The organism is Glaciecola siphonariae, from assembly GCF_042652645.1.
Lineage (GTDB): Bacteria > Pseudomonadota > Gammaproteobacteria > Enterobacterales > Alteromonadaceae > Glaciecola > Glaciecola siphonariae.
The window spans coordinates 2,042,152-2,065,247 of record NZ_JBHSGU010000002.1; the positions used below are offsets into that span (position 1 = coordinate 2,042,152).

At 46.1% G+C, this 23,096-nt stretch carries 15 protein-coding genes; 7 read left to right on the forward strand and 8 right to left on the reverse strand.

Annotation, left to right across the window (positions count from 1 at the left end; all coding sequences use genetic code 11):
• Positions 1 to 25 precede the first annotated feature (25 nt).
• The gene (locus ACFO4O_RS10300) at positions 26 to 1,996 is read right to left on the reverse strand and encodes a BCCT family transporter (protein WP_382408046.1); all 1,971 of its coding nucleotides are present in this window, start codon (positions 1,994 to 1,996) and stop codon (positions 26 to 28) included.
• A gap of 284 nt (positions 1,997 to 2,280) precedes the next feature.
• Here ACFO4O_RS10300 and ACFO4O_RS10305 point away from each other — a divergent pair, with 284 nt between their 5' ends.
• Both ACFO4O_RS10305 and ACFO4O_RS10310 read left to right on the forward strand, forming a co-directional pair.
• Positions 2,281 to 4,935, forward strand: coding sequence for a TonB-dependent receptor (locus ACFO4O_RS10305; RefSeq protein WP_382408048.1), 2,655 nt, complete (start codon positions 2,281 to 2,283; stop codon positions 4,933 to 4,935).
• 203 nt (positions 4,936 to 5,138) lie between these two features.
• A complete protein-coding gene (locus tag ACFO4O_RS10310; protein ID WP_382408050.1) occupies positions 5,139 to 7,100 on the forward strand; it encodes a tetratricopeptide repeat-containing sulfotransferase family protein in 1,962 nt (653 codons plus the stop codon).
• 25 nt (positions 7,101 to 7,125) lie between these two features.
• Here the strand turns inward: ACFO4O_RS10310 and pepQ are convergent, their stop codons facing one another.
• On the reverse strand, positions 7,126 to 8,436 hold the full coding sequence (gene pepQ, locus ACFO4O_RS10315; protein ID WP_382408052.1) for a Xaa-Pro dipeptidase: 1,311 nt from the start codon (positions 8,434 to 8,436) through the stop codon (positions 7,126 to 7,128).
• A gap of 169 nt (positions 8,437 to 8,605) precedes the next feature.
• Entirely contained in the window at positions 8,606 to 10,669 is a 2,064-nt protein-coding gene (locus ACFO4O_RS10320; protein ID WP_382408054.1) for a transglycosylase SLT domain-containing protein, read from the reverse strand.
• Between the two features lie 234 nt (positions 10,670 to 10,903).
• Here ACFO4O_RS10320 and fadB point away from each other — a divergent pair, with 234 nt between their 5' ends.
• Both fadB and fadA read left to right on the forward strand, forming a co-directional pair.
• Positions 10,904 to 13,054, forward strand: coding sequence for a fatty acid oxidation complex subunit alpha FadB (fadB, locus tag ACFO4O_RS10325; RefSeq protein WP_382408056.1), 2,151 nt, complete (start codon positions 10,904 to 10,906; stop codon positions 13,052 to 13,054).
• A 19-nt stretch (positions 13,055 to 13,073) separates the two neighbouring features.
• The gene (gene fadA, locus ACFO4O_RS10330) at positions 13,074 to 14,237 is read left to right on the forward strand and encodes an acetyl-CoA C-acyltransferase FadA (RefSeq protein ID WP_382408058.1); all 1,164 of its coding nucleotides are present in this window, start codon (positions 13,074 to 13,076) and stop codon (positions 14,235 to 14,237) included.
• An 80-nt stretch (positions 14,238 to 14,317) separates the two neighbouring features.
• Here the strand turns inward: fadA and cspE are convergent, their stop codons facing one another.
• The 3 genes from cspE to ACFO4O_RS10345 form a co-directional block, all read right to left on the reverse strand.
• Positions 14,318 to 14,527 (reverse strand): transcription antiterminator/RNA stability regulator CspE, encoded by a 210-nt coding sequence (gene cspE / locus ACFO4O_RS10335; protein ID WP_382408060.1) that lies wholly within the window; start codon positions 14,525 to 14,527, stop codon positions 14,318 to 14,320.
• Between the two features lie 266 nt (positions 14,528 to 14,793).
• Positions 14,794 to 15,291, reverse strand: a complete 498-nt coding sequence (ilvN, locus tag ACFO4O_RS10340) for an acetolactate synthase small subunit (RefSeq protein ID WP_382408062.1) — start codon at positions 15,289 to 15,291, stop codon at positions 14,794 to 14,796.
• Entirely contained in the window at positions 15,291 to 17,009 is a 1,719-nt protein-coding gene (locus ACFO4O_RS10345) for an acetolactate synthase 3 large subunit (protein ID WP_382408064.1), read from the reverse strand. Before ACFO4O_RS10345 ends, ilvN begins: the two co-directional genes overlap by 1 nt.
• Positions 17,010 to 17,345: 336 nt before the next feature.
• Between ACFO4O_RS10345 and ACFO4O_RS10350 the strand changes: the two genes are divergently transcribed.
• The 3 genes from ACFO4O_RS10350 to ACFO4O_RS10360 are packed head-to-tail and all read left to right on the forward strand — an operon-like array spanning position 17,346 to position 21,949.
• On the forward strand, positions 17,346 to 18,056 hold the full coding sequence (locus ACFO4O_RS10350; protein WP_382408066.1) for an ABC transporter ATP-binding protein: 711 nt from the start codon (positions 17,346 to 17,348) through the stop codon (positions 18,054 to 18,056).
• Positions 18,057 to 18,083: 27 nt separating this feature from the next.
• The gene (locus tag ACFO4O_RS10355) at positions 18,084 to 20,744 is read left to right on the forward strand and encodes an FtsX-like permease family protein (protein ID WP_382408068.1); all 2,661 of its coding nucleotides are present in this window, start codon (positions 18,084 to 18,086) and stop codon (positions 20,742 to 20,744) included.
• A complete protein-coding gene (locus tag ACFO4O_RS10360; protein ID WP_382408070.1) occupies positions 20,732 to 21,949 on the forward strand; it encodes a lipocalin-like domain-containing protein in 1,218 nt (405 codons plus the stop codon). Before ACFO4O_RS10355 ends, ACFO4O_RS10360 begins: the two co-directional genes overlap by 13 nt.
• Before the next feature lie 42 nt (positions 21,950 to 21,991).
• On the opposite strand, the gene ACFO4O_RS10365 is transcribed toward ACFO4O_RS10360, so the two are convergent.
• Together ACFO4O_RS10365 and ACFO4O_RS10370 are read right to left on the reverse strand one after the other, a co-directional pair.
• The gene (locus ACFO4O_RS10365) at positions 21,992 to 22,372 is read right to left on the reverse strand and encodes a MaoP family protein (RefSeq protein ID WP_382408072.1); all 381 of its coding nucleotides are present in this window, start codon (positions 22,370 to 22,372) and stop codon (positions 21,992 to 21,994) included.
• A 224-nt stretch (positions 22,373 to 22,596) separates the two neighbouring features.
• Positions 22,597 to 23,082 carry a DUF4442 domain-containing protein gene (locus ACFO4O_RS10370; RefSeq protein WP_382408074.1) on the reverse strand — a complete coding sequence of 162 codons (486 nt, stop codon included), beginning with the start codon at positions 23,080 to 23,082 and terminating at the stop codon, positions 22,597 to 22,599.
• Positions 23,083 to 23,096: the final 14 nt, after the last annotated feature.

Consider the following 23,096-nt stretch of genomic DNA (forward strand, 5'->3'; position numbering starts at 1 on the left):
TGCACATTGTTGATAATAAATTAGCCTACCGCAGCAGATGCAAAAAGTGCTGATGCTTATGGTACTGATCTATCACATCATTAATAACAGCGTCTTTCGACCAGCCCATGATGTCATAATCTTGTCCGCCCTCACGCAGGTGGACCTCAGCCCGATAATAAGTATGTTCATCGTCAGCGTCTAGTGAGTCTTGCTCATTATATGAAAACTCAGGCTGAATGTATTTTCGCCAGTGCACGCCATATACAAAGTCTTGTTCGTCACCGTGGTGCACAAAAAGCTGCATCCCATCATCTTTTTGCTTTAACTCTGCGCTTATGGAATGAGTTTGCAACTCTTTTACAACGGCCTCGAAAGCTGGCTGAACAATACTACTGAGGTATTTTTGTACGGCAGACTTACTTGGAAAATCCACAATGTTTTGCAAACGCTGTTGCCAACCAAGTTCATGCTCTATCGGATACACTGGCGCTGTATTGATAAGGAGAGACTCACGTTTAAATTCATCTATTCTAAGAGCCTTTAACAAGCCCACTAACGACAGTAAAATAATAATGGCAAACGGCAGCGCTGATGCAATGGTCATGGTTTGCAGTGCGGTTAAGCCCCCAGCAGCTAATAAAATTGCCGCCACAATTCCTACTCCCAAGGCCCAATAAATGCGTTGCCACACAGGTGTGTCATTTTTACCGTGAGAACACAGCATATCAACCACCATTGCGCCGGAGTCGCAGGACGTCACAAAGAAAATTACCACCATCATGATGGCAATCCCCGACAGCAAGTCGGTCATGGGAAAATACTCAAAAAACAGAAACAAAGCCGCAGAGGTGTCTTCATTTACCATGTTGCTCAAACCCACGTGCGCTTGAGTGGAAATAAATTCAATCGCGGTATTGCCAAATACTGTCATCCACAGCAGTGTAAATGCAGTCGGAATCAGCAGTACGCCAAGTACAAATTCTCTTATTGTTCTGCCACGAGAAATGCGCGCAATAAACAAGCCAACAAACGGTGCCCATGCTATCCACCAGCCCCAGTAAAATATTGTCCAGCCGCCTATCCAGTCGGTTTTCTCATAGGTAAATAAATTAAATGTGTTGCGCACGATGTCTGACAAATACGCGCCCGTGTTTTGCAAATATGCTTTTAATAAAAACACCGTTGGGCCTAGCAGTAAAATAAACACTAAAAGGCCAATGGCGAGTATCATATTGGCTTCAGATAAACGCCTAATCCCTTTGTCTAAGCCAGATACCACCGACACTATGGCGACTGCGATAATCCCTGTCATCAGTATAATTTGATTACTGGAACTTACCTCAAAGCCTACCAAATAATGCAATCCGCTGTTAATTTGAGCGGCCCCTAGACCGAGCGAAGTTGCTACGCCAAATATCGTGCTGATCACGGCAAAAATATCGACCGCATGACCTGCCCAACCGTGAATTCTATTGCCAATGATAGGGAACAGCGCCGAGCGCATCGTTAAGGGCAAATTATGTCGAAAGCTAAAGTAAGCGAGAATAAGCGCTACAACGGCATAAATTGCCCACGCATGAAAACCCCAGTGAAAGAAGGTAGTCTTCATTGCCTCTCTTACCGCATCAATTGTTTCGGGGGTTGCCGATGGCGGCGCCAGATAATGCATAACAGGCTCTGCCACACCAAAAAACATCAAGCCAATACCCATGCCAGCAGCAAATAACATAGAAAGCCAAGTTGGCAATGCGTAGTCTGGCGTAGCGTGATCCGGCCCAAGGCGAATTGCACCATAACGCGAAAACCCTAAATACAGCACCGTAACTAAAATTACCGCTACGCTTAAAACGTAAAACCAACTGCCGTTTGTGACGATAGTGAGTTGCGTCATTTGAAAGAGCTCATCTGCCACATTTGGCGCTGCGACCGCAAAGATCAAAAGGGCAACGATTGCCAAGGAGGCTGTAATAAACACGGGCTTATTTAATGGAGATTGGGCATTACTGAACTGCACGAATATGTCTCTTTTGATTTGCTTCTAATTTGCGAAGGTTAACGCAGATATAAAATAAATACTATTTAACACTGAACGAATAATTCGTTTACTAGTAAATTTTTGAGAAACATTCTTAGAAAGGCGCGAAATAAAACCAAATTTTGCGACAATGCGTAGAAAATCACGCCAAATGATAGTTTGTATACGATGTAATTTGCAGTTTTTTCTACACAGCGTATGATCAAGTGGTATCAACACAACACATTTATTAATCAAATCAGAACTTAGGGGTAAGCAAATCTATGCTTAAATCAAAAATAAGTATCGCGGTGATCGCGGCACTCGCAGCGTCTTCTGTGCATGCACAAACACCAGAAAATAGTAGTGCAAAAGCAAAAATCGAGACCATAGAAGTTACTGCAACAAAACGCTCTGAATCAATACAGGATGTTCCTGTGTCAGTCACCGCTCTTGACGGCGCTGCGCTTGAAAATCTGGGCGTAGATGATTTCAGCGATTATGTAGAGTTTTTACCTAATGTGACCTTTCAAGGCACAGGCCCTGGTCAAAATGAGATTTACATTCGCGGTGCTGCTACTACGCAAACGAATATTTCGGTTTCATCTGTACAGGCGCTGCAGCCATCAGTTGCCCTATATTTAGACGAACAGCCCATTTCAATGCAGGGCCGAAACTTAGATGTGTACGCCACAGACATGGAGCGAATCGAGGTATTGCCTGGACCACAAGGCACCTTATTTGGTGCAAGCTCGCAGTCGGGCACGGTGCGTTTGATTACCAAAAAGCCTGATCATTTTGGATTTTCAGCCGGTGTTGACACAGACTTTTCAGTGACCAAAGGCGGAGAAAACAGCAGTTCAGTGGAAGCCTTCTTTAACTTCGTACTCACCGATGACCTTGCCGTAAGAGTGGCAGCCTATAATTCAAAGCAAGGCGGCTGGATTGACAACATTCTTAACGAACCTGGTCAGGGCGGTTATATTGGCAGCGCAGTAGTCATCGACCGTATTTCTGGCGGTGTGTTGAGTGACCCACAAAATACCCCGGTGGTATCACCTAAAAATGACTCACTTGTAGAAGACGATTTTAACGATGCTGTTTATTCTGGTGCGCGCTTTGGCCTCTCATACATCATCAATGAAGATTGGAAACTCCTTGTTCAACACACCGAACAAACCTTAGAAACCGAAGGCGTCTTTGCGTATGACCCAAATCTAGATGGCGAGACGTCGGTAAACCGTTTTACGCCAGAAGATAACGACGATGAATTTGGTTTGACGACATGGACCTTGGAAGGTCGTTTAGACAAACTCGATATCGTTTACACCGGTGGCTATTTAGACCGAAACATCGACTCTACAATTGATTACACCGGTTACACAAACGGTGGATTGTTTTCGGCGTACTACGTGTGTAATCACTATGAAGCCGCCACCCCGGCAGACGAACGATGCCTAGACCCAACAAAATTCTATAAAGAACAAACCGAAACCTCGCGCATGACTCACGAGCTTCGTATAAACACCGATGTTGAGAACACTTGGCGCATAACCGCTGGTATTTTCTACGATGAGCAAGACGTTGATACCATTGGCCTATTTAACATCGCCAATACCGAGCTTGGCTTCTTTACCGATTTGGCAAGAACCACCGTTGGCACCGAAGGAATCAATAGCGACGGCGGACCTTTCCCGTCTGAAATCAGCTTTGTAAACGACGTATCGCATGGTATTGACCAAATTGCCGTATTCGGTCAGCTTGAATATGACATCACCGAAACACTCACAGCAAGCCTTGGTGCTCGCTGGTATCAGATAGATGACATTTACAAAGGCTCAACAACAACTGTAGATGTGAGCAGACGATTACGTGCTTTCGGTACGCTTGACCCGAACGAACTAGCGGCAGTTGGCTTAGACCCAGATGCAGTATCAGCGGCAATAAACAGCGGACAGCTTCAGGTAGATTTGTTGGATGACGATGGCGTGCTTACCGTAGACGATACCATTTTCAAATTCTCGCTCGATTGGAAAGCATCAGACGACGTACTGTTTTTTGCTACTTACTCTGAGGGCTTTCGTCCTCCGGTTACTAACCGTGTAGGCGGTGGTTTAGCTACCAATCAACAAGGCGCATTTGAAAACTTTCGGATTCCAGTGTATTCACTTACCGATACGCTCGACAATTATGAACTTGGGATGAAGGGTGACTTCCTAGACGGTATTTTGCGTGTTAACGCTACCGCTTATTACTCAGAAATTAGCGACCTTCAGACTTCGCGCTTTGACCCCACGAACATCAGCTTTTTGGTATTTACGGATAACGTAGGTGATGCTGAGATTACAGGTCTAGATGCAGATATTACTTGGTTAGCAACCGATAATTTAGTGGTAGACGCGGCGTTTAGTATATTAGACACAGAGCTTACTTCATTGAATCCAGAGCTTGAGGGCATTGCCTTGCCAGTGGGCTCAGAGCTACCTTATTCAGCGAGCTTTTCGGGTAATTTGCGTGCTCGATATTTCTATGAGCTGCCAGAGGGTTTAACGGGCTATATCAATGGGTCTATTTCATACACCGGTGACCGCTTAGCGGGCATGAACATGGACGCATACGTGGTAGAAGATGCAACTCAGTTGATTTACGGAACAGGCTCAGGCTTACCTATTCAACAAGAGGCCGCTAGCTTTGAGGGCGTAACTTACCCAGATGCTAACGGCAACGCTTTCAGGGGCGGCCGGTATGTTCAAGAAAGTTATACCATTACCAACCTAGCATTTGGCGTAACTAACGACGAGTGGAAGGCTGAGTTTTATATTGATAACGTATTTGATGAAAATGCAGTGTTATATATTGATACTCAACAGTTTACTCCTAAAGTCGTGAGCAACCGCCCCAGAACGCTTGGTGTGAGGTTATCTTACGATTTCTTCTAACAGGCTATAAACAACCGGCAATGATATTTAAAATCAAGTCATTGCCGTTTTTAAGTGTTTATAGCTTTGGTAGCATAGTTACATACAGCTAAAGCAAATGAAAAGACAAGTCCATGACTTGTCTTTTTTGTGTAAGATTTAACTTTCCGATATATCGTCGCGATATGAATTTACGTGCGGTGTTTACCTTATAGAGATATTCAGTGACCCTTGAACAACAAATCAAACAAGCCATTAGTAAAGGTCAACTACAAGACGCCATCAACATGGCAGAACAGGCCATTGCAGAGCTAGACAAACAAGGCGCTGAGCACCAACAGCATATTGCCTTGCTATATATTTTAGCGGTAGCAACTCGGCTAAGCGGTGATTTAAAAAAAGCCATTGAGATCAACGAATCATTGCTCGCGCTCAGTGATTCTCACGCGCGCGCGCATCAAGAGCTTGCGTATGCGCATCGAGCAATGGGTGACGATTTGCAGTCAGCGTCTCACTTTTATCAAGCAACGCAGTTTAACCCAGCGCTGCTGAGCAGTTGGAAAGGACTTTTGCAGCATTATCAAAAAAGTCACAACGACCAAGCAGCAGACCTCGCAACAGCCCAAATAAACTATTTGAGCGAACTCCCCAAACAGCTTCTGCATGCCAGAGACTTGATGCATGAAGGGCAGCTTCATCAGGCTGACCAGTTATGCCGAAAATTTTTGCAAACCCATAAGCATCATCCAGAAGGTATGCTGCTGTTAGCTGAAATAGGCATTGCACTCAAGGTATATGCCGATGCAGAATTTTTACTTGAAAGCTGTCTGGCGCTGCATCCCGAGCATCGCGCTGCCGGCATAGAATATTTAAAATTGCTCACTAAAATGGGCCGTTTTCAAGATGCGCTCGATTGCGCAAACAATCTGCTCGTTAAACACCCTACTCATCCCGCTGTTTTAAGTGCAAAAGCAAGTGCCCTGCTTGGCTTAGGTGAGGCAGAGCAAGCCATTGAGCTGTATCAACAGTTACTGGAAGATTCACCGAATCAAGCCGGTTTGCACCTGCTGAAGGGGCATGCGTACAAGGCCGCAGGGCAGCTTGAGCATGCTGTCAGCGCCTATCAAAAAGCGTATACCATTAAAGCTGATTTTGGTGATGCCTATTGGAGCTTGGCCAATACTAAAACCTACAGTTTTAGCGACGCTGAGCTAGAGGCGATGGAAAAGCAAACCCAACAAAATATACATCTCGAGGATAAAGCGCATTTTTACTTTGCGCTGGGCAAGGCGCTTGAAGACAAGCAATCGTTTGACTCCTCCTTTGCTTATTACGACAAAGGTAACGCTATAAAAAGAGCGCAAAGTGGATATCAAGCTGAACAGTTTGAGCAGCAGGTGAGACAACACAAACAAGTGTTCACCAAAGCCTTATTTAACACACTGAATAAGGTAGGGGATGCTGCCGGCGATCCTATTTTTATTGTTGGACTGCCGCGGTCTGGCTCAACCTTATTGGAACAAATCCTCGCCTCACACTCGCACATAGACGGCACGATGGAGCTGCATAATATCCTTGGGCTTGCGTCTCGTTTAAAAGGACAAAAAAATAAGTACCCTGATATTGTTGCCACCTTAGATAAAGATTATTTTCAGCGCTTTGGTGCCCAGTATATTAAAGATACGAGGGCGTATAGAGCGGGCGCGCCAATGTTTATTGATAAAATGCCAAACAATTTTTTGCACATTGGTTTAATCAAGCTCATTTTGCCAAATGCCAAAATTATTGATGCTCGCCGTGAGCCCATGGCCTGTTGTTTCTCAAACTTTAAGCAGTTATTTGCAGAAGGACAGGAGTTTACTTACGGGCTTGAGAATATAGGACGCTACTATAAAGCCTATATGGACATGATGGCGCATTGGAATGAGGTATTGCCCGGCTTTGTACTGCATGTTCAGCACGAAGACGTGATTAATAATTTAGAGGAGCAGGTAGCACGCATGTTAGATTTTTGCGGCTTACCCTTTGAGCAAGCCTGCGTAGATTTTCATAAAACGAAACGCACCATCAAGACGCCATCATCCGAACAGGTAAGACAGCCCATCTTCAAAGACAGCATGCAGCAACACTTACATTATGATAAGCATCTAGCACGCTTGAAGAATTTAGTAGGCAAGCTCAATTAAGCGCTTTCCTACTTAATTTTAGGCTTTATACACCTAAGTCGCGGGTCATATTTTCGTTTCGTTCTTTGTGCACAATCACGTTATCTTCAATGCGAATACCGCCGTAAGGTCGCAAGCGGTCAACTACGTTCCAATTGACATACTTCGAATGCGCCGACCCTTTTAAATCAGCCAACAACGACTCAATAAAATACAATCCCGGCTCAATGGTAAAAACCTGTTTGGGTTCAACTGTGCGTGTACAGCGCAAAAATGGGTGCTGCTCTGGAGGTGGAAACGGTGTGCCTCTGTCGTCAGCTACATGACCGGCAACGTCATGTACTTGAAGGCCCAAAAAGTGGCCGGTTCCGTGTGGAAAGAATGTGCTCACTATGCCTTCGGCTACAGCATCATCGCCCGCCATATTCAGAATGTTTGCATCCTCAAGAATTTGCCCTACGCCGCGATAAGCCACTTTATGCACATCCACATAACTTACGTTAGGCACTAAGGCCTGCACACACTTAAGCGTGAGCGCATCTATTTGACTTATCAGATCAGCAAACTCGCCCTGTTGTGCAGCATAAGTGCGGGTAATATCAGCGGCATAACCATGATAGCTGGCACCGGCATCAATCAAAAAACTCAGATGGGCGGCGGGCGTTTTTGTGTCAAGGCGCATATAGTGGAGGATTGCGCTATGTTCGTTCAGTGCCACAATATTGTTATACGGCACCTCATTATCGCCCTGTTGCGCCGCTAGCAAATAGGCTTGGTTGATATCAAATTCGCTGCGTTTGGCAAAAAATGCCTCCTTTGCAGCTCGGTGAGCATTAGCCGCAATCGCATTGGCTTGGCGCATGCAGTCAAGTTCATAATCAGTTTTGTAAGCCCGATGAAAGTGCAAGTAATGCAACACTCTGTCAGGATTTACTAAATCAAAACCAAGCGCCTTAGCCACCTCTATGTATTCGCCTACATAAGCATACTTTGCTCTATCGTAAGGTAGGTGTTTTTCTACCGCATTCGCTTGTTTGAGCATAATGATGTCGAAGTGCTCCGCCCAAAAGTCATTCGGCTCATCAGGCACCCAATGCCAAAAATCTAAAGGACGATAAAAAATGAGTTTCGGACGACTCACCCCATCGACAATTAACCAGCAGTTTGGATTGTCAACAACGGGCAGCCATGCTTTAAACTGAGGATTTACTTTAAAGGGATAATGATTGTCGTCTAAAAACTGATGCTTTGACTGACCAGAGTGGATGATTAACCCATCTATACCCTCGCGCTGAATAGCTTCAAGCGTTCGGTGCTGAAGAATCTGAATATGTTCTGCATATTGCGCTGCCTGCATAATGCTTGTGCCTCAATTTGATATAAACAAGAATAATTTGCCTTGCTGAGCCTTCCTAGATTCAGCATTAAAGATGTGGTGAAAGGCTATCATGGCGCAGGGAAAATGTCAGGGAAAAGCGAGACCTTGATTTATACTCGATTAATACTCACGCTGCCTTTTTGCTTTGTTAGTTTTTGCGTAAGTCTTGTTGCGCAAACCGAGCAAAAACAGTGTTATCCACGCTCTGACGATTAATTTTGTCTTGGTAAATTTGCTGGTAGGCCAACACTGCTTTTACATAATTACGTGTTTCTCTGTAAGGTATTGTTTCTACCCAAATATCGGCCTCTACACTGCCGGTTTCAGGCAACCAATCAAGTACCTTTCGCCACCCCGCATTATATGACGCAGTGGCGAGCAAGGCATTGTCGTCAAGCTTGTTCATTAGGTATCGCAAGTATTTATTGCCAATACGCGTATTTACATCAACGTCGAACAAATCTTTCGCACTCACCCTTCTCTCTAAATAGCGTGCCGTGCTTGGCAAAATCTGCATGAGGCCGCGCGCGTCGGCTGACGAGATTGCATCGGTCATAAATGAACTCTCTCGCCGAGCTATGGCAAAGGCCCACTCTGGGGCAATATCATTTTTCAATGCCTCTTTGGTCAGTAAATCCTCAAAAGCGGTAGGGAAACGTCTGTCAACATCGTTGAGGTAACCTTCTCGGCTCAGTGTAAAAATAGATTGGTCGTGCCATTCCCATGCGCTACTCACCACAGCCGCCGCCAGCTTTTGCGACTCGCTAAGCTGACGCTGCGCGTATACCCATTCTAGTCGGGCATGATAGAAACGTTCGAGCTTTCTGAGCTCATAGGCTCGTTGTGTGGCCTCTAAACTCACGATTTCGCGGACATCTTGCTCTGTTGCTTGCACAGGTTCGTTTTGCAAGCTGTGCTCAATATTCATCCGAGCGCTTGCCAAAAAACCATAGTAATGGCGTTCTTGCGCAAGTTGCGTATATAAGGCATTCGCAGCCTCATCGCGACCGAGTTTTTCATAAGCCCGTGCTAACCAATATTGAAACTGGTTTTCGTTTGTTAACTGCGGCGGAGATTTCTCAATCAACAGCGCAATACTCTGCCAGTCTTGTTTTTTAAGTAAATAAGCAAGGTGCCAGCGCATCGTTTCAGATTCGGGTCGTAGCAAAGATGCCTCAACTAGCCACCGCTCTGCATCCGCGTGGTCATTTAATGCAAGCGCTACCGCGAAGCGATGAACAACACGCGCTCGCTGCTCTTCGGAAAAGGTAATTCGCTGCAGAGCTCGTTTGTAAGTACTTAACGCTAAATCCTCATCGCGCCAAATCAGCCGAGCCAGTCCATAACTAATAATTTGTGCCTCAATGGCAGGGAGTTTGCCAGGGTAACGCACCAAATGACGAACTTGCGAGGGGTCTTTTCTTACCTCCCTCCATCGGTCGGCAATGTATTGTTTATCGCTTGGAAGCAAGCTTCGTAAGTAGGGTATGAGGGAATGTTTGCCGCCATCTGCCGCCTTCTCAATGCGCTGCAGGATTAAATCTTCGGTTAGGCCGCCGTCTTTCATCCATACGCCAAATACAGGATCGCAGGCCTTATCTTGTGAACGCCCCACTGTCCATAATTTAGGCAGCTGTTTGTAGATGTCTGCCTTTGCAACGCCGGCCTCGTACTGATAGCGCAAAAACTGACACTGAAGTTCTGCGCTATTGCTGTGCTCATAAAATTCAATGAACAACGAGCGCCGGTTACGCTTTGCCAGATATCGCAACCAGTCTGCACGAACATTTTTTGCAAAAGGTGCGTCGCCATACTGGGCAAAAAACGCGCGCATATCATCCGCATCGTCCAGAGATATTTTATACCGTAGTTTTTTGGCCACTAAATATGGCGCTAGCGGATAGTCTCCAAGCTCTTTTAAGGTTTCTTGCAGCTCTTGTGCGTCCATACTCCAAATGGCACGCTCGGCTCGCAAAAACGCTGCGCGTTGTGCTTCTCGTTTTGCTTCATCAACAAAAAAAGCATCTGTCGCGATTTTTGATGCACCTGACTCTAGCCCGGCCTTTGTAGTGGTGTTTTGCGCAGCCAATGCACTTTGCCCAAACATCAGCGCAAACATCAGACTAAACATCAGCCCAATAAATGCCCACGCAAACACCATTTGCTTTGCGCCATTTAAAAAAGATATTCGGGAGTGAGAAGACAGTATCACTGGGTTCCTATGGGTTATTTTGACAGCTACATTGCAGCGCTGATTGGCGCGTATCATCAAAAAAAATAAACGCTGTTGCCTTGAATGACGTACTATCATTGCAACATAGTTTATACCGCAATTTTAATACTTGGTTCCATATTACAAAGAATATTAAATGTTTGTCATTTTTGTATCGGAATCAGTGGTCTATTCTTAATCAGAATTATTTACACATTTTCACAGGAGATACCCATGATGTATGAAGGCAAAAGTCTATCGGTCAATATGACAGATGACGGCATTGCTGAACTAGTCTTTGATGCTCAAGGTTCGGTTAACAAATTCGATAAGCAAACCGTTGCAGAACTTGCAGAAGCAACAGCGACTATTGTTGGTAGCGATGGCGTAAAAGGCGTATTAGTTCGCTCCGCAAAAAGCACTTTTATAGTGGGCGCAGACATCACTGAGTTTACCGAGCTTTTCGCCATGCCCGACGGTGAAGTACTCGCATGGGTAGCTAAAACCTCTCAAGTGTTTAATCATTTTGAAGACATCCCTGTCCCCACTATTGTGGCGATTAACGGCTTTGCACTAGGTGGTGGTTGCGAAATGGCGCTTGCGGCTGATTTACGCGTTGCCGATACAACTGCTCGCATTGGTTTACCAGAAGTAAAACTCGGTTTAATGCCAGGATTTGGCGGTACGGTTCGCTTGCCACGCTTAATTGGCTCTGACAATGCGTTAGAGTGGATGACCACAGGGCGCGACCGCGATGCACAAAAAGCGCTAAACGAAGGCGCTATCGATGCAGTGGTGTCACCTGACAAGCTGCATCAAAGTGCCCGCAAGATGTTACTCAGCGCCATTAACGGCGAACTTGATTGGCAGGGCCGCCGAGAGCAGAAAATGGCACCGCTTAAGTTAAACACCAATGAGGCCATGATGAGCTTCTCTACTGCAGCTGCGATGGTAGCGGCACAGGCGGGTAAACACTATCCGGCGCCGCATAAAATGGTAGAGACAGTGCAAAAAGCGGCCGCTAGCGCAAGAGATGGTGCGCTTAAACTCGAGAACGAAGGTTTTGTAATACTTGCAAAGACCGACGCATGCCAAGCCCAAGTCGGTATATTCTTAGCCGACCAGTTGGTGAAAGGAAAAGGCAAGAAGCTTGCGAAAGCAGCCACTAAAGCAGTGAATCAGCATGCTGTATTAGGCGCAGGCATCATGGGCGGCGGCATTGCCTATCAGGGCGCGGTCAAAGGCGTACACACTGTGATGAAAGATATAGCCCAGCCGGCGCTTGATTTAGGGCTGTCTGAAGCCTCAAAAATTCTGAGCAAAGGCATGGCGCGCGGAAAGGTTGATGCGAAGAAAATGGCGAGCACCTTAAACAATATAGTGCCCACGCTCGATATGAACGCTATCAAAGATGCAGACTTGGTCATTGAAGCGGTAGTTGAAAATCCAAAAGTCAAAGCCAGCGTGCTTAAAGAAACAGAGCAAACCGTTGCTAAAGACGCCATTATTTGCTCTAACACCTCTACTATCTCCATTAATTCATTGGCTCAAAGTCTAGAGCATCCAGAGCGTTTCTGCGGCATGCACTTTTTCAATCCTGTGCATAAAATGCCATTAGTTGAAATTATCCGCGGCGAAAAAACATCTGAAAGCACTATCGCATCTGTTGTGGCCGCCACCCTTAAAATGGGGAAAGCCCCTATCGTAGTAAACGACTGCCCCGGCTTTTTAGTCAATCGGGTGCTATTCCCTTACTTTGCCGGCTTTAGCAAGCTGTTGCTTGATGGCGCAGATTTTACCGCCGTCGATAAGGTGATGGAGAAGGTATTTGGTTGGCCCATGGGCCCCGCTTATTTACTCGACGTAGTCGGTATGGACACGGCAGACCACGCGGCTGGTGTTATGTCTGACGGCATTCCAGAGCGCATGCAAAAAATCGAAAATGACCCGGTGACTTTGCTTTATAGCAACCAACGCTTGGGTCAAAAGAACGGCAAAGGCTTTTATAATTATTGGGTTGATAAGCGCGGTAAACCATCTAAAACACCTGCCGATGAGGCCTACGACTTATTCAAAGGGCATGTTGCTGCAAGTAAAGACTTTAGCAAAGAAGAAGTGATTGCCCGCGTTATGATCCCCATGGCAAACGAAGCTATTCGCTGCTTAGAAGAAGGCATTGTAGCGAGTGCTGCAGAGGCGGATATGGCACTGCTGTATGGCTTAGGTTTCCCTCCTTTTAGAGGCGGTATTTTCCGCTATATCGAGAGCATGGGGCTTGAAAACTTTGTCAAGCTTGCAGACCAATACGCGCAGCTTGGCCCGATTTATCAAATTAGTGACGGTGTGCGAGAAATGGCCGCGTCTGGCAAGTCTTACTTCGCCTAAGTAAACAGGAGATTAAAACATGAAAGATGTAGTAGTAGTTGATTGTATTCGTACCCCGATGGGACGCTCCAAAGGCGGTGTTTTTCGTAACGTCAGAGCAGAGACTCTATCGGCTCACCTTATGAGTAAGTTGCTTGAACGTAACCCTAAACTCGACCCCACTGAAATTGAAGATATTATCTGGGGATGCGTACAGCAAACAAAAGAACAGGGCTTTAACGTAGCGCGTAACGCCCAGTTGCTGACTAACATTCCTCGCAGTACAGGTGCCGTTACGGTTAATCGCCTTTGTGGCTCGTCTATGCAGGCGCTTCACGATGCTGTATCTGGCATTATGACCGGCCGCGGTGATGTGTATATGATTGGTGGCGTTGAGCACATGGGTCATGTGCCAATGAATTATAATATTGATTTTCATCCAGGGCTTGCAAAGCACACGGCAAAAGCCTCTGGGAGCATGGGCATGACGGCCGAATTGCTAGGACGTCAAAACGGTATTACCCGTGAAATGCAAGATGCCTTCGGTGCGCGCTCTCATCAAAAGGCAGCCGCTGCTGCCAACAATGGTGGCTGGGACAATGAAATTGTTGCCGTTGAAGGCCACGATGCTGACGGCTTGCTAGTCTCTGTGACTGCTGACGAGGTCATTCGTCCTGACACTACCGTTGAGACGCTCTCAGCCTTGCGCCCGGTGTTTGATCCGGTTAACGGTTCGGTTACCGCTGGCACATCATCGGCCATTTCAGACGGTGCATCAGCGATGTTGATAATGTCGGCAGAGCGTGCAAAATCACTGGGCCTCACGCCAAGAGCGAAAATTCGCAGCATGGCGGTTGCAGGATGTGACGCCGCGATTATGGGATTTGGGCCTGTGCCGGCAACAAAGAAAGCACTCAAACGCGCTGGCCTAGCAATGGAAGACATTCAGTTGGCTGAATTTAACGAAGCCTTTGCAGCACAAGCGCTATCGTGCATTAAGCAGTTGGGCTGGATTGATAGCTACGATGATAAAGTCAACCTAAAAGGTGGAGCGATTGCTCTGGGCCATCCATTAGGATGCTCAGGTGCGAGAATTTCAACAACCTTAATTAACAACATGGAAGACCAAGACGTAAGCATTGGTTTGGCAACAATGTGCATTGGTTTAGGCCAAGGGATTGCGACTGTCTTTGAACGCGTGTGACCTTGCGGTTAACCTTTAAGGACTAAATACAAAAATGGCGCTGTATAAGCGCCATTTTTTAAAGCTGTATGAACTGAGCGTTAGATCATTTCAACATTGGCGGCTTGTAAGCCTTTTTGACCTTCTTCGACCTCAAACGAGACACGTTGGCCTTCTGGTAGGGTTTTATAACCCTCTGCGACAATCGCGCGGAAATGAACAAAGACATCTTTACCGCCGTTGTCCTGTGTTAAAAAACCGTAACCCTTTTCGGGGTTAAACCACTTAACTGTGCCTGTAACTGTAGACATGTAAACCTCAAACTTTTAAACATAAAGACGCAAAACGCTGCGCAATCGTGCCTCTGGCAACCATATGATGGGCTTATTGCTGCACCGAACGTCTTTAACCATTTAACGCTTTTGCGTGAGATGCTTAAAGTTCGCTTGCCTTCTAAAACCACAGCGTGTGTTTTGCCAAAAACACTTAAAGTGTAGCACAAATTAAAAAAAGCAAAGAAAATTCCAAATCTTTATTCGAAACTCAACTTTGCTTTTTTGTCAGTCAATGATTAGTCCTAGGGTCGCAGCGCTCTATCTCCACGAGAAAGACCGCAAACACCCGTTCGGGCAGACTCTGTGATTTCCGCGCACTGCGTCATCACATCGCTAAAGGCGGTCAGCTTGTCGCTGGTTCCGGTAATTTCAATGGTATAGTGCTGGGCAGTTACATCAAGCACTCGCGCACGAAATATATCGACGTTGCGCTTAACCTCAGCGCGCGCCATCTCGGTGCGAGTAGCAACTTTAATCAACATCAGTTCACGCTCTACATGGGCTGAGTCAGTAAGTTCAGCCACACGCAACACATCAATTAGCTTGTTCACCTGCTTGGTGATTTGCTCGGTAACTTTGTTATCGGCCTGCGTGATAATCGTTAAGCGCGAGAGACTCTCATCTGAGGTTGGTGCTACGCAAAGTGAGTCAACGTTGTAGCCGCGCTGTGAAAACACGCCCACAATGCGAGAGAGTGAGCCTGGCGCGTTTTCCATTAGTACTGAAAATATTCGTCTCATTACGTACGCTCCGTCTTGCTCAATCTCATATCATCCATCGCACCATATTTAATCTGCATTGGGTATACATGCTCGTTCTGGTCTACGGCAATATCCATGAACACGAGGCGATCTTTTTCTGCAAAGCAGCGTGCCATGGCGTCGTCTAAGTCTGCTAGCTTGTCGACTCGAATGCCAATATGCCCGTATGCTTCAGCTAACTTCACAAAGTCGGGCATTGAATCCATGTATGAATGAGAGTGCCGTCCTTTGTAATTCATATCTTGCCACTGGCGCACCATGCCAAGCGCACGGTTGTTGAGCGAAATAATTTTTATCGGCAGGTTATATTGCAGGCAGGTTGAAAGCTCCTGAATATTCATTTGAATACTGCCATCACCGGTTACCACTACCGAACATGCATCAGGGTGGGCAAACTGCACGCCCATGGCGGCAGGCAAACCAAAGCCCATAGTGCCCAAACCGCCAGAGTTTATCCATCTGCGAGGTTTTGCAAAAGGATAATACAGGGCCGCAAACATTTGATGCTGCCCTACATCTGAACTGACGTAGGCATCACCGTGTGTATGCTCATATAGCGCCTGAATAACTTTTTGTGGCTTAATAACTTCGCCATTTTCTTTATAATTTAGGCACTTGCGCGCTCGCCATTCGTTGATTTGTTCCCACCAATCGGCGAGCTTGTCGCTTTGCTCAGATAAGTCGTGTTGCTCTAGTACAGCCAAAATCTGTTCAACCACTGTTTTCACCGAGCCGACCACTGGAATATGCGCATTCACCGTCTTTGAAATAGAAGCTGGGTCAATGTCTACATGGATGATGTCGGCGTAGGGACAAAACTTTTCTACATTGTTAGTCACGCGGTCGTCAAAGCGTGCACCTAAAGAAATAATACAGTCGGCGTTGTGCATCGCTTTGTTTGCTTCTAATGTGCCGTGCATCCCAAGCATTCCAACAAACTGCTCGTGAACGCTAGAGAATGCGCCTAATCCCATTAAGGTACTGGTTACAGGTGCGTGCAATCTTTCAGCTAATTCGGTCACAACTTCAGCGGCCTCGCTGGCAATAGACCCTCCCCCTACATACAAAATGGGGCGTTTGGCTTTAACTAAGCTTGCAACTGCTTTTTTAATTTGCTTACTGTGACCCTTGAGCGTGGGATTGTAAGACCGCATGGTGACGTCGTCTGGAAACACGTAGGGATGGGAATCTTGTACATTCACGATGTCTTTCGGCAAATCTACCACCACCGGACCAGGCCGGCCAGTGTTAGCGATATAGTATGCTTGGGCAATGGCTTTGGGGATATCCGTCGCTTTTTTAACTAAAAAACTGTGCTTTACCACCGGACGCGAGCACCCCACCATATCAGTTTCTTGGAAAGCATCCTCACCAATATGCATAGACGGCACCTGCCCCGATAAAATTACCATCGGAATAGAATCCATATATGCGGTGGCAATACCCGTTAGGGTGTTGGTGGCTCCAGGGCCAGAAGTCACCAGTACTGTGCCAGTTTTGCCCGTCGCTCGCGCATAACCATCTGCCATGTGCGCGGCACCTTGTTCATGGCGCACTAACACATGCTTTACATGCTCTTGCGCAAACAAGGCATCATAAATATCGAGCACTGCACCACCTGGGTAGCCAAATAAATGCGTTACCCCAACGTCTTTCAACGCTTCAACCACCATCGCGGCGCCAGACATCATCCTCACAAGATTGTCTCCTTATTAGCCTCATTGTCTTGCTAAGCAATATACCCGCTTAGACGCAAAGGAAAAACATAAAATCAGGAAAAAGCGAAATACTTATCCCTATATACTAGATTTTTAGGATATTCATACTAAAAATTAATAATTTGTCGCGGTCGTTAGATGATTATTATTATTGTTGGCGTAAAGCCTGATATCTTGATGACGTGTGAATGTTTCACTGACTGCCTGACTTCTTCGAGTCTTGTTTGAAGATTACCGCGCAGCTATTTGATAATCAAGGCTAAACTTTGCTTGATAACGCACGTATCAACTTAAAAGTTTACAGACAGGATGCCAATGCTTGAAATTAAAGCATTAACCAAGAGCTACCAAGCGCCAGAATCACGCATTCAGGTGCTTGAACGGGTTGATTTAAGCTTAGCGGCTGGACAGAGTTTATCGATACAAGGCCCATCAGGATGCGGTAAGTCTACCTTGCTTCACCTTATAGGCGCTTTAGACAAACCCGATAGTGGCACTATTGCTTTAAAATCTGGCACTTCAAGCCGCACCAGCACTACACATACTAATGCCGGTGAGTCGTTTAATGTGCACGAACTTAGCGAAACCCACGCAGACGCCTATCGACGCCAACACGTTGGATTTGTCTTTCAAAAATTTAATCTGATTGACTGTTTGTCGGTACAAGACAATATATTTTTACCTAGCAAGCTTAATGGCTATAACGATAATGACTACATTATGGCTTTGATTGACGCATTAGATATTGCCAAGCATGTCAATAAACTGCCTAATCAGCTCTCTGGTGGAGAGCAGCAGCGGGTTGCCATCGCACGGGCGCTTGCTCACAAGCCAAGGCTTGTCCTTGCCGACGAACCCACAGGTAATTTAGATGAAGTAAACTCAGATAAAGTATGCCAGTTGCTCTACCAAACCTGCCAACAAGCTAATGCAGCGTTGGTTTTGGTTACCCACAGTAGCGCGGTTGCCAAGTTGGCAGATAGTCAGGCGCATATGCAAAACAAACAGCTCGTGCGAGTGAGTTGACATGCCCTCATCTAACAGCCCGCGCGAATGAAGTCTTCAAGTGAACACAAACAAGCTTCTACAGACGCTTTGCCATCAGATAAGGCTGCGAGCCATGTGAGCATGTGGCAAGTGTACAATCTGCTCTTGGCCAGTTATCGAAATACGTGGTTTAGTTTGCTTATGGTCGTGCTTTCTTTGCTTATTGCTTGTGCTGGCCTAAGTGCGGTACTGATCATTAACCAAGGCGCTAAGCAAAGTTATACTGGGAGCTCTGCGAGTTTTTTAGTGCCTGCCCGGCATCAAATTGTTGCCCTTAATGCCTCAGTGCCGCTTAGCAAAGCAGATTATGCGAGCTTGAGGCGCCAAGGCTATCGGCTTAGCGCAATTGCTGAAACCAAGCAGCGCTTATACATAGGCGATAGACGCCTGAGCGCGCGGCGCATAAGCCTTATTGGCGTAGACGCGCTGCCCTTGCTTAATCAAAGCTATGCAGCCCCCCGGGGCTCCATTGCCAGAAGCCCATCTTTATCGTCACAATTAACGTCAGACGTGTCGTCAGCATCAACATCGGCGTCAGCGTCAACCTTGGCGTTAACAGATGAACAACCCGATACCTCAGTAGACTGGTTATTGACTCAGGCAGGTGCTGGGCTCGGGTTGTCGGGCGTAATGATGCATCCGCAGCTTGCGCGAGAGCTAAATGTTAAACAAGGCGACCGATTCGCGCTGAGCGCTTCGTCAAACGCAGAGCTTAGCCCTGTCCTGTTGCCGCCAATGCAGCTACTTGAAGTAAATGCACTCTCAGATGCCTTGCTCATGGATATCGGCACCTTGCTTAACTTACTACCGGAGCTGAACCTGAGCGCCATTTTTGTGCTAGGTAAGCCGGATGATAAAGAGCTTGCCAGCATTCGAGCATCCCTGCCGTCGCATCTTTCTTTGGTCAGTATTGACACTGAGCAAAGCGACCCAGAAATGACCGAGAGCTTTTATTTAAACCTCTTTGCCATGGCTTTATTGATGTTTGCGGTATGCTTGTTCATTGTGATGAATGCCTTTAATTTGCTGATTTTCAATCGCTTTGCCATGCTCAAATCTTTGCGCCAGCTCGGGGTTGGACGCCGTCAAATTTTATTGGCACACGGCCTTGAATTTATCTTATTTGCGCTTGCGATTACGGCGGCAGGTATATGGATTGGCTCGCAATTGGCACTTTTTGTGGCGCCAACAATTAGAGGCATAGTAGAGGGTTTATATCAAGTTCAGCTCGGATTTACCGACACCAGTTGGTGGGGGCTGTATGTAAAAGTACTCGCAATATCCCTTACCGGCATTGCACTTGCTTTACTTGCTCCTATTAAGCAGCTCAATCAATCATTAAGTCATACCCAGCCAAACGCTGACAATACAAGCATCAATCGCTGGCTGTTTGTCATCAGCGCTATACTTGGTTTATGCGCCTTCTTCATCTTTTTTACTTCTTCGCATTTAGGCATGTTACTACTTGGAGCAGCCTGTTTTATTTTGAGCGGCTGCGGGCTATTGATACAGAGTTTCCCATTGTGTTTGCGATGGGTATTCGCTTTAGTGCCCAAACGTGCCGTGCTCATGCGTTTAAGTGCTGCGCAGGCTGTTTTTTTATCGAAGAAAACAAAAATTGCGTGCTGCGCCTTTTTTATTGCCGCTACTAGTAATTTAGGCATGAATTTAATGGTCGACAGCTTTCGTTTAAGCACCGAAGGATGGCTATCTCAGCGTCTTGCCGCGCCCTTTTATTTATATTCAAACAACCCCGAACATAACCAAGCTCTACCGGCACTGGCAGATGCTAATAACATAAAGCTCGTTCCGCGCTATCAACAAGATGAGCGTTATAAGCAGCAAGCGCTGCAAATTGTCAGCTATCCACAGCAAGCAACTTTTAAAGAGGCGATGGTATTTGAATCAGCCCTAGACAATGCATGGGATATGTTTGAACAGGGCACTGGCGCATTTGTGAATCAGCAGTTTGCCATTCGACAGTCGCTTCAACTAAATAGCACCATAGCCCTAGCGTCAGGCCAGACATACACAATAGCCGGAATTATTTATGACTACGGCAATCCTAGCTCACAGCTTTTACTTAATTTAAACCAGTTTCCACAAGCTATAGCGCAATCGAATTTATTTGCTGTCTTTGGCGGGGCTGATGACATTGCAAGGTTTACAGAGCAATTAGGCAGTATCGGAATTATTCGCGATTCACAGTTTTACGCCAGCGAGGATATCTTGTCAGAATCTATGAAAGTGTTTGACCGCACTTTTTTAATTACCGATGGTTTAAACCTCGTCACATTATTGGTAGCCGCGCTTTCTTTAGCGAGCACAATTGTGATTTTACTTAGTCAAAGTCGAGCACAAATGATGCTGCTACGGGCGATGGGAATAAGCGCTTGGCAATGTCGCCGCATTTTATTGCAACAGTATTTACTCTTATGTTTTGTTGCGCTTTTAGCCGCAACGCCTTTTGGTATTGCCCTGAGTTACATTTTAATTGAGTTTATAAACTACCATGCGTTTAATTGGTCTTACCCTTTAGTGATTGATTGGCTGAGCATTGCATCACTCTATGTTCTGAGTCTCTTTATTGTGGCTCTAATTATTTTGCTTCCCATCATGTACCGTACTCAAAAAGGCTTGGCACAGGAGTTAGCATGTTTAGACTAAGCGCGTTGCTTGTTAGTTGTGCATTATTGTTGTGTGCATGCATTGATAAACACGAGATACAGGGGCAAAATCAAGCATCTACAGTAAACCCAAGTTTTCTTAGCGCAAAAGGAACAAAAGCAGATCCAGCTTATGTAATAGCGCTGCCTCAAGATCATCTTCCTCACCCTGACTTTGATATCGAATGGTGGTATTTAACCGCTAATTTAGAAGACGAACAGCAACAAGAATACGCGCTCCAGTGGACTTTATTTCGCTTTACTAACGCACAGCAACAAGATAGTTGGCATATTGGTCAGACCTTTATGGCGCATGCTTCTTTGCATACGCCAAACGCGCATTTTTTTGAAGAGAAGTTTGCGCCAGGAGGTTTAGGCAATGCGTTTGTTGCGCTGCACCAGCAAGCAGATGAAGCCTCAACAAAGCTCGCGGTAAATACCAATACTGAGCTCGGCGATTTCTTCACTATGCAAATTGATAACTGGCGCTGGCAGGGCGTCAACCCCGACGCCACGATGTTTCCTGCAAAGCTATCGGCAAGCATAAGGCCTAATCGTCAAGCTAACGCAGGGGCTGACGAATATTCTTCCATCAACTCAAGTGTTAATATCGAAATGCGCTTAACACCCGCCGGTCCTTTTATTATGCATGGCGAGAACGGATACAGCGTTAAGTCAAAGGAGGGCAAACATGCATCTCATTATTATTCGCTGCCCTTTATCGATATTGAGGGCAGTATAGAATTGCTAGATGCTACAGTGGAGACCGCACAAAAGCGTACAATAAAGGTAAAAGGCAAGGCATGGTACGATCATGAATGGACTTCGACCTTGCTAGATGCTAGCACCGAAGGCTGGGATTGGATGTCGCTACATCTACACAATGGCGATAAGCTCATGGCCTTTAGTATGCGCTTGAATGACGATGATAATTATCAGACCGGCACGTATATTCGTGCCAACGGTGAGAGTGTTACGCTGCTGCCAAGTGATATCAAATTAACCATAAAGGGCTATGAAGACACCTCTCATGGACGCTTTCCACTAAATTGGCAGGTTGAGGTACCTAGTCAGGGGCTGAGCCTTGAAGTAAACGCGGTGACTTTCAATGCTTACAACCAGGCAAGATTCCCTTATTATGAAGGGCCAGTAAACGTAAGCGGAAGCCACTCAGGGAGTGGCTTTCTAGAGCTTACCGGTTATTAACAAAGCTCAGCTCTGGATAGAGACTAAAGTTAACCGAAGCTTTTAGTCGTCTAGCTCAATGTCTAAACCGTCTTCAACGTCCATCATCGCATCTTCGTCACGGCTGTTCGAATCCGTTGTTTTGCGGGTGCCGTAGATACTGCCGGTTTTTGGCCGATTAATACGCTTTTGATATTTTAGCCATGCACGCTCAGCGGTAGACTGCGGCTCAACTTCGCCTAAGGCCGCCGCCAAAAATTGCCTGTCTTCTTCATCCGAAGGTGCAAATTGCCGGTCCACCAGCGCTGCAAAAAGGCAACCGTATTCGTTCAGGGCCTTGCTCTCGGCAATTGAGAAATCGCCAGAGCGAGAAAAGCCATAAGGATAATTTTTAGGATCACTAAATAGGCGCTTTAAGAGGGTTTCTTTAGTTAAACTAGACACGTCACATTGCTCCACACTTTAAAAAACAACATACATTTACAACAGGCCTTGCTCAAGTTGCCGTTGTACTCCCGAATATCGGTGCTGTCAATAAAATACTTATAGCAAAGACACAGTGGATGCAATTCTTCAAAAAAGTGTCATATTACGCTGCGCCAATTGAGTGACTTTCGTTATTTGTTGAATATCACTATTTGGTGAATCACCTTATTTGGTGACTCACGTTATTTGGTGATCCAAGCCCAATTCATTTCGCAAATAACGGGCTCGTTTCCAGTCTCATCAGTAACCTTTACAGCAACGAGTAAGTCCCCTTTTTCTTCATTTTGAATGCGCGTGATTTGTTCGTCGGTCAGATATGCTTCAGCGGTCAGTGCACCTTGCGCGCGCTTTACATACTTTAAGTTCATAGACTTGATCAGGGGTAACTTGTCACCCGGTAGGTTAACGCCTACCACAAAGCCTGTTGCGGATTCGGCCAGCAGGGCCATGGCCGCAGCGTGGACGCTGCCGATATGATTTTGCACTTTTTTTCGATTGCTTTGGTAAAACACTACACGCTTTAAGTCAGTGTCGAGTATTTTAAGCTTAGCAGTCCCAACAAGCTTAACTTTGTACCTGAACATAGTGGTAAGCAACCACATACCTAACCAATGAGGATAGGTTAAACATTTATCAGCAAAACCTCGCAATGGATTACGTTTGGACATATCACACCCTTACT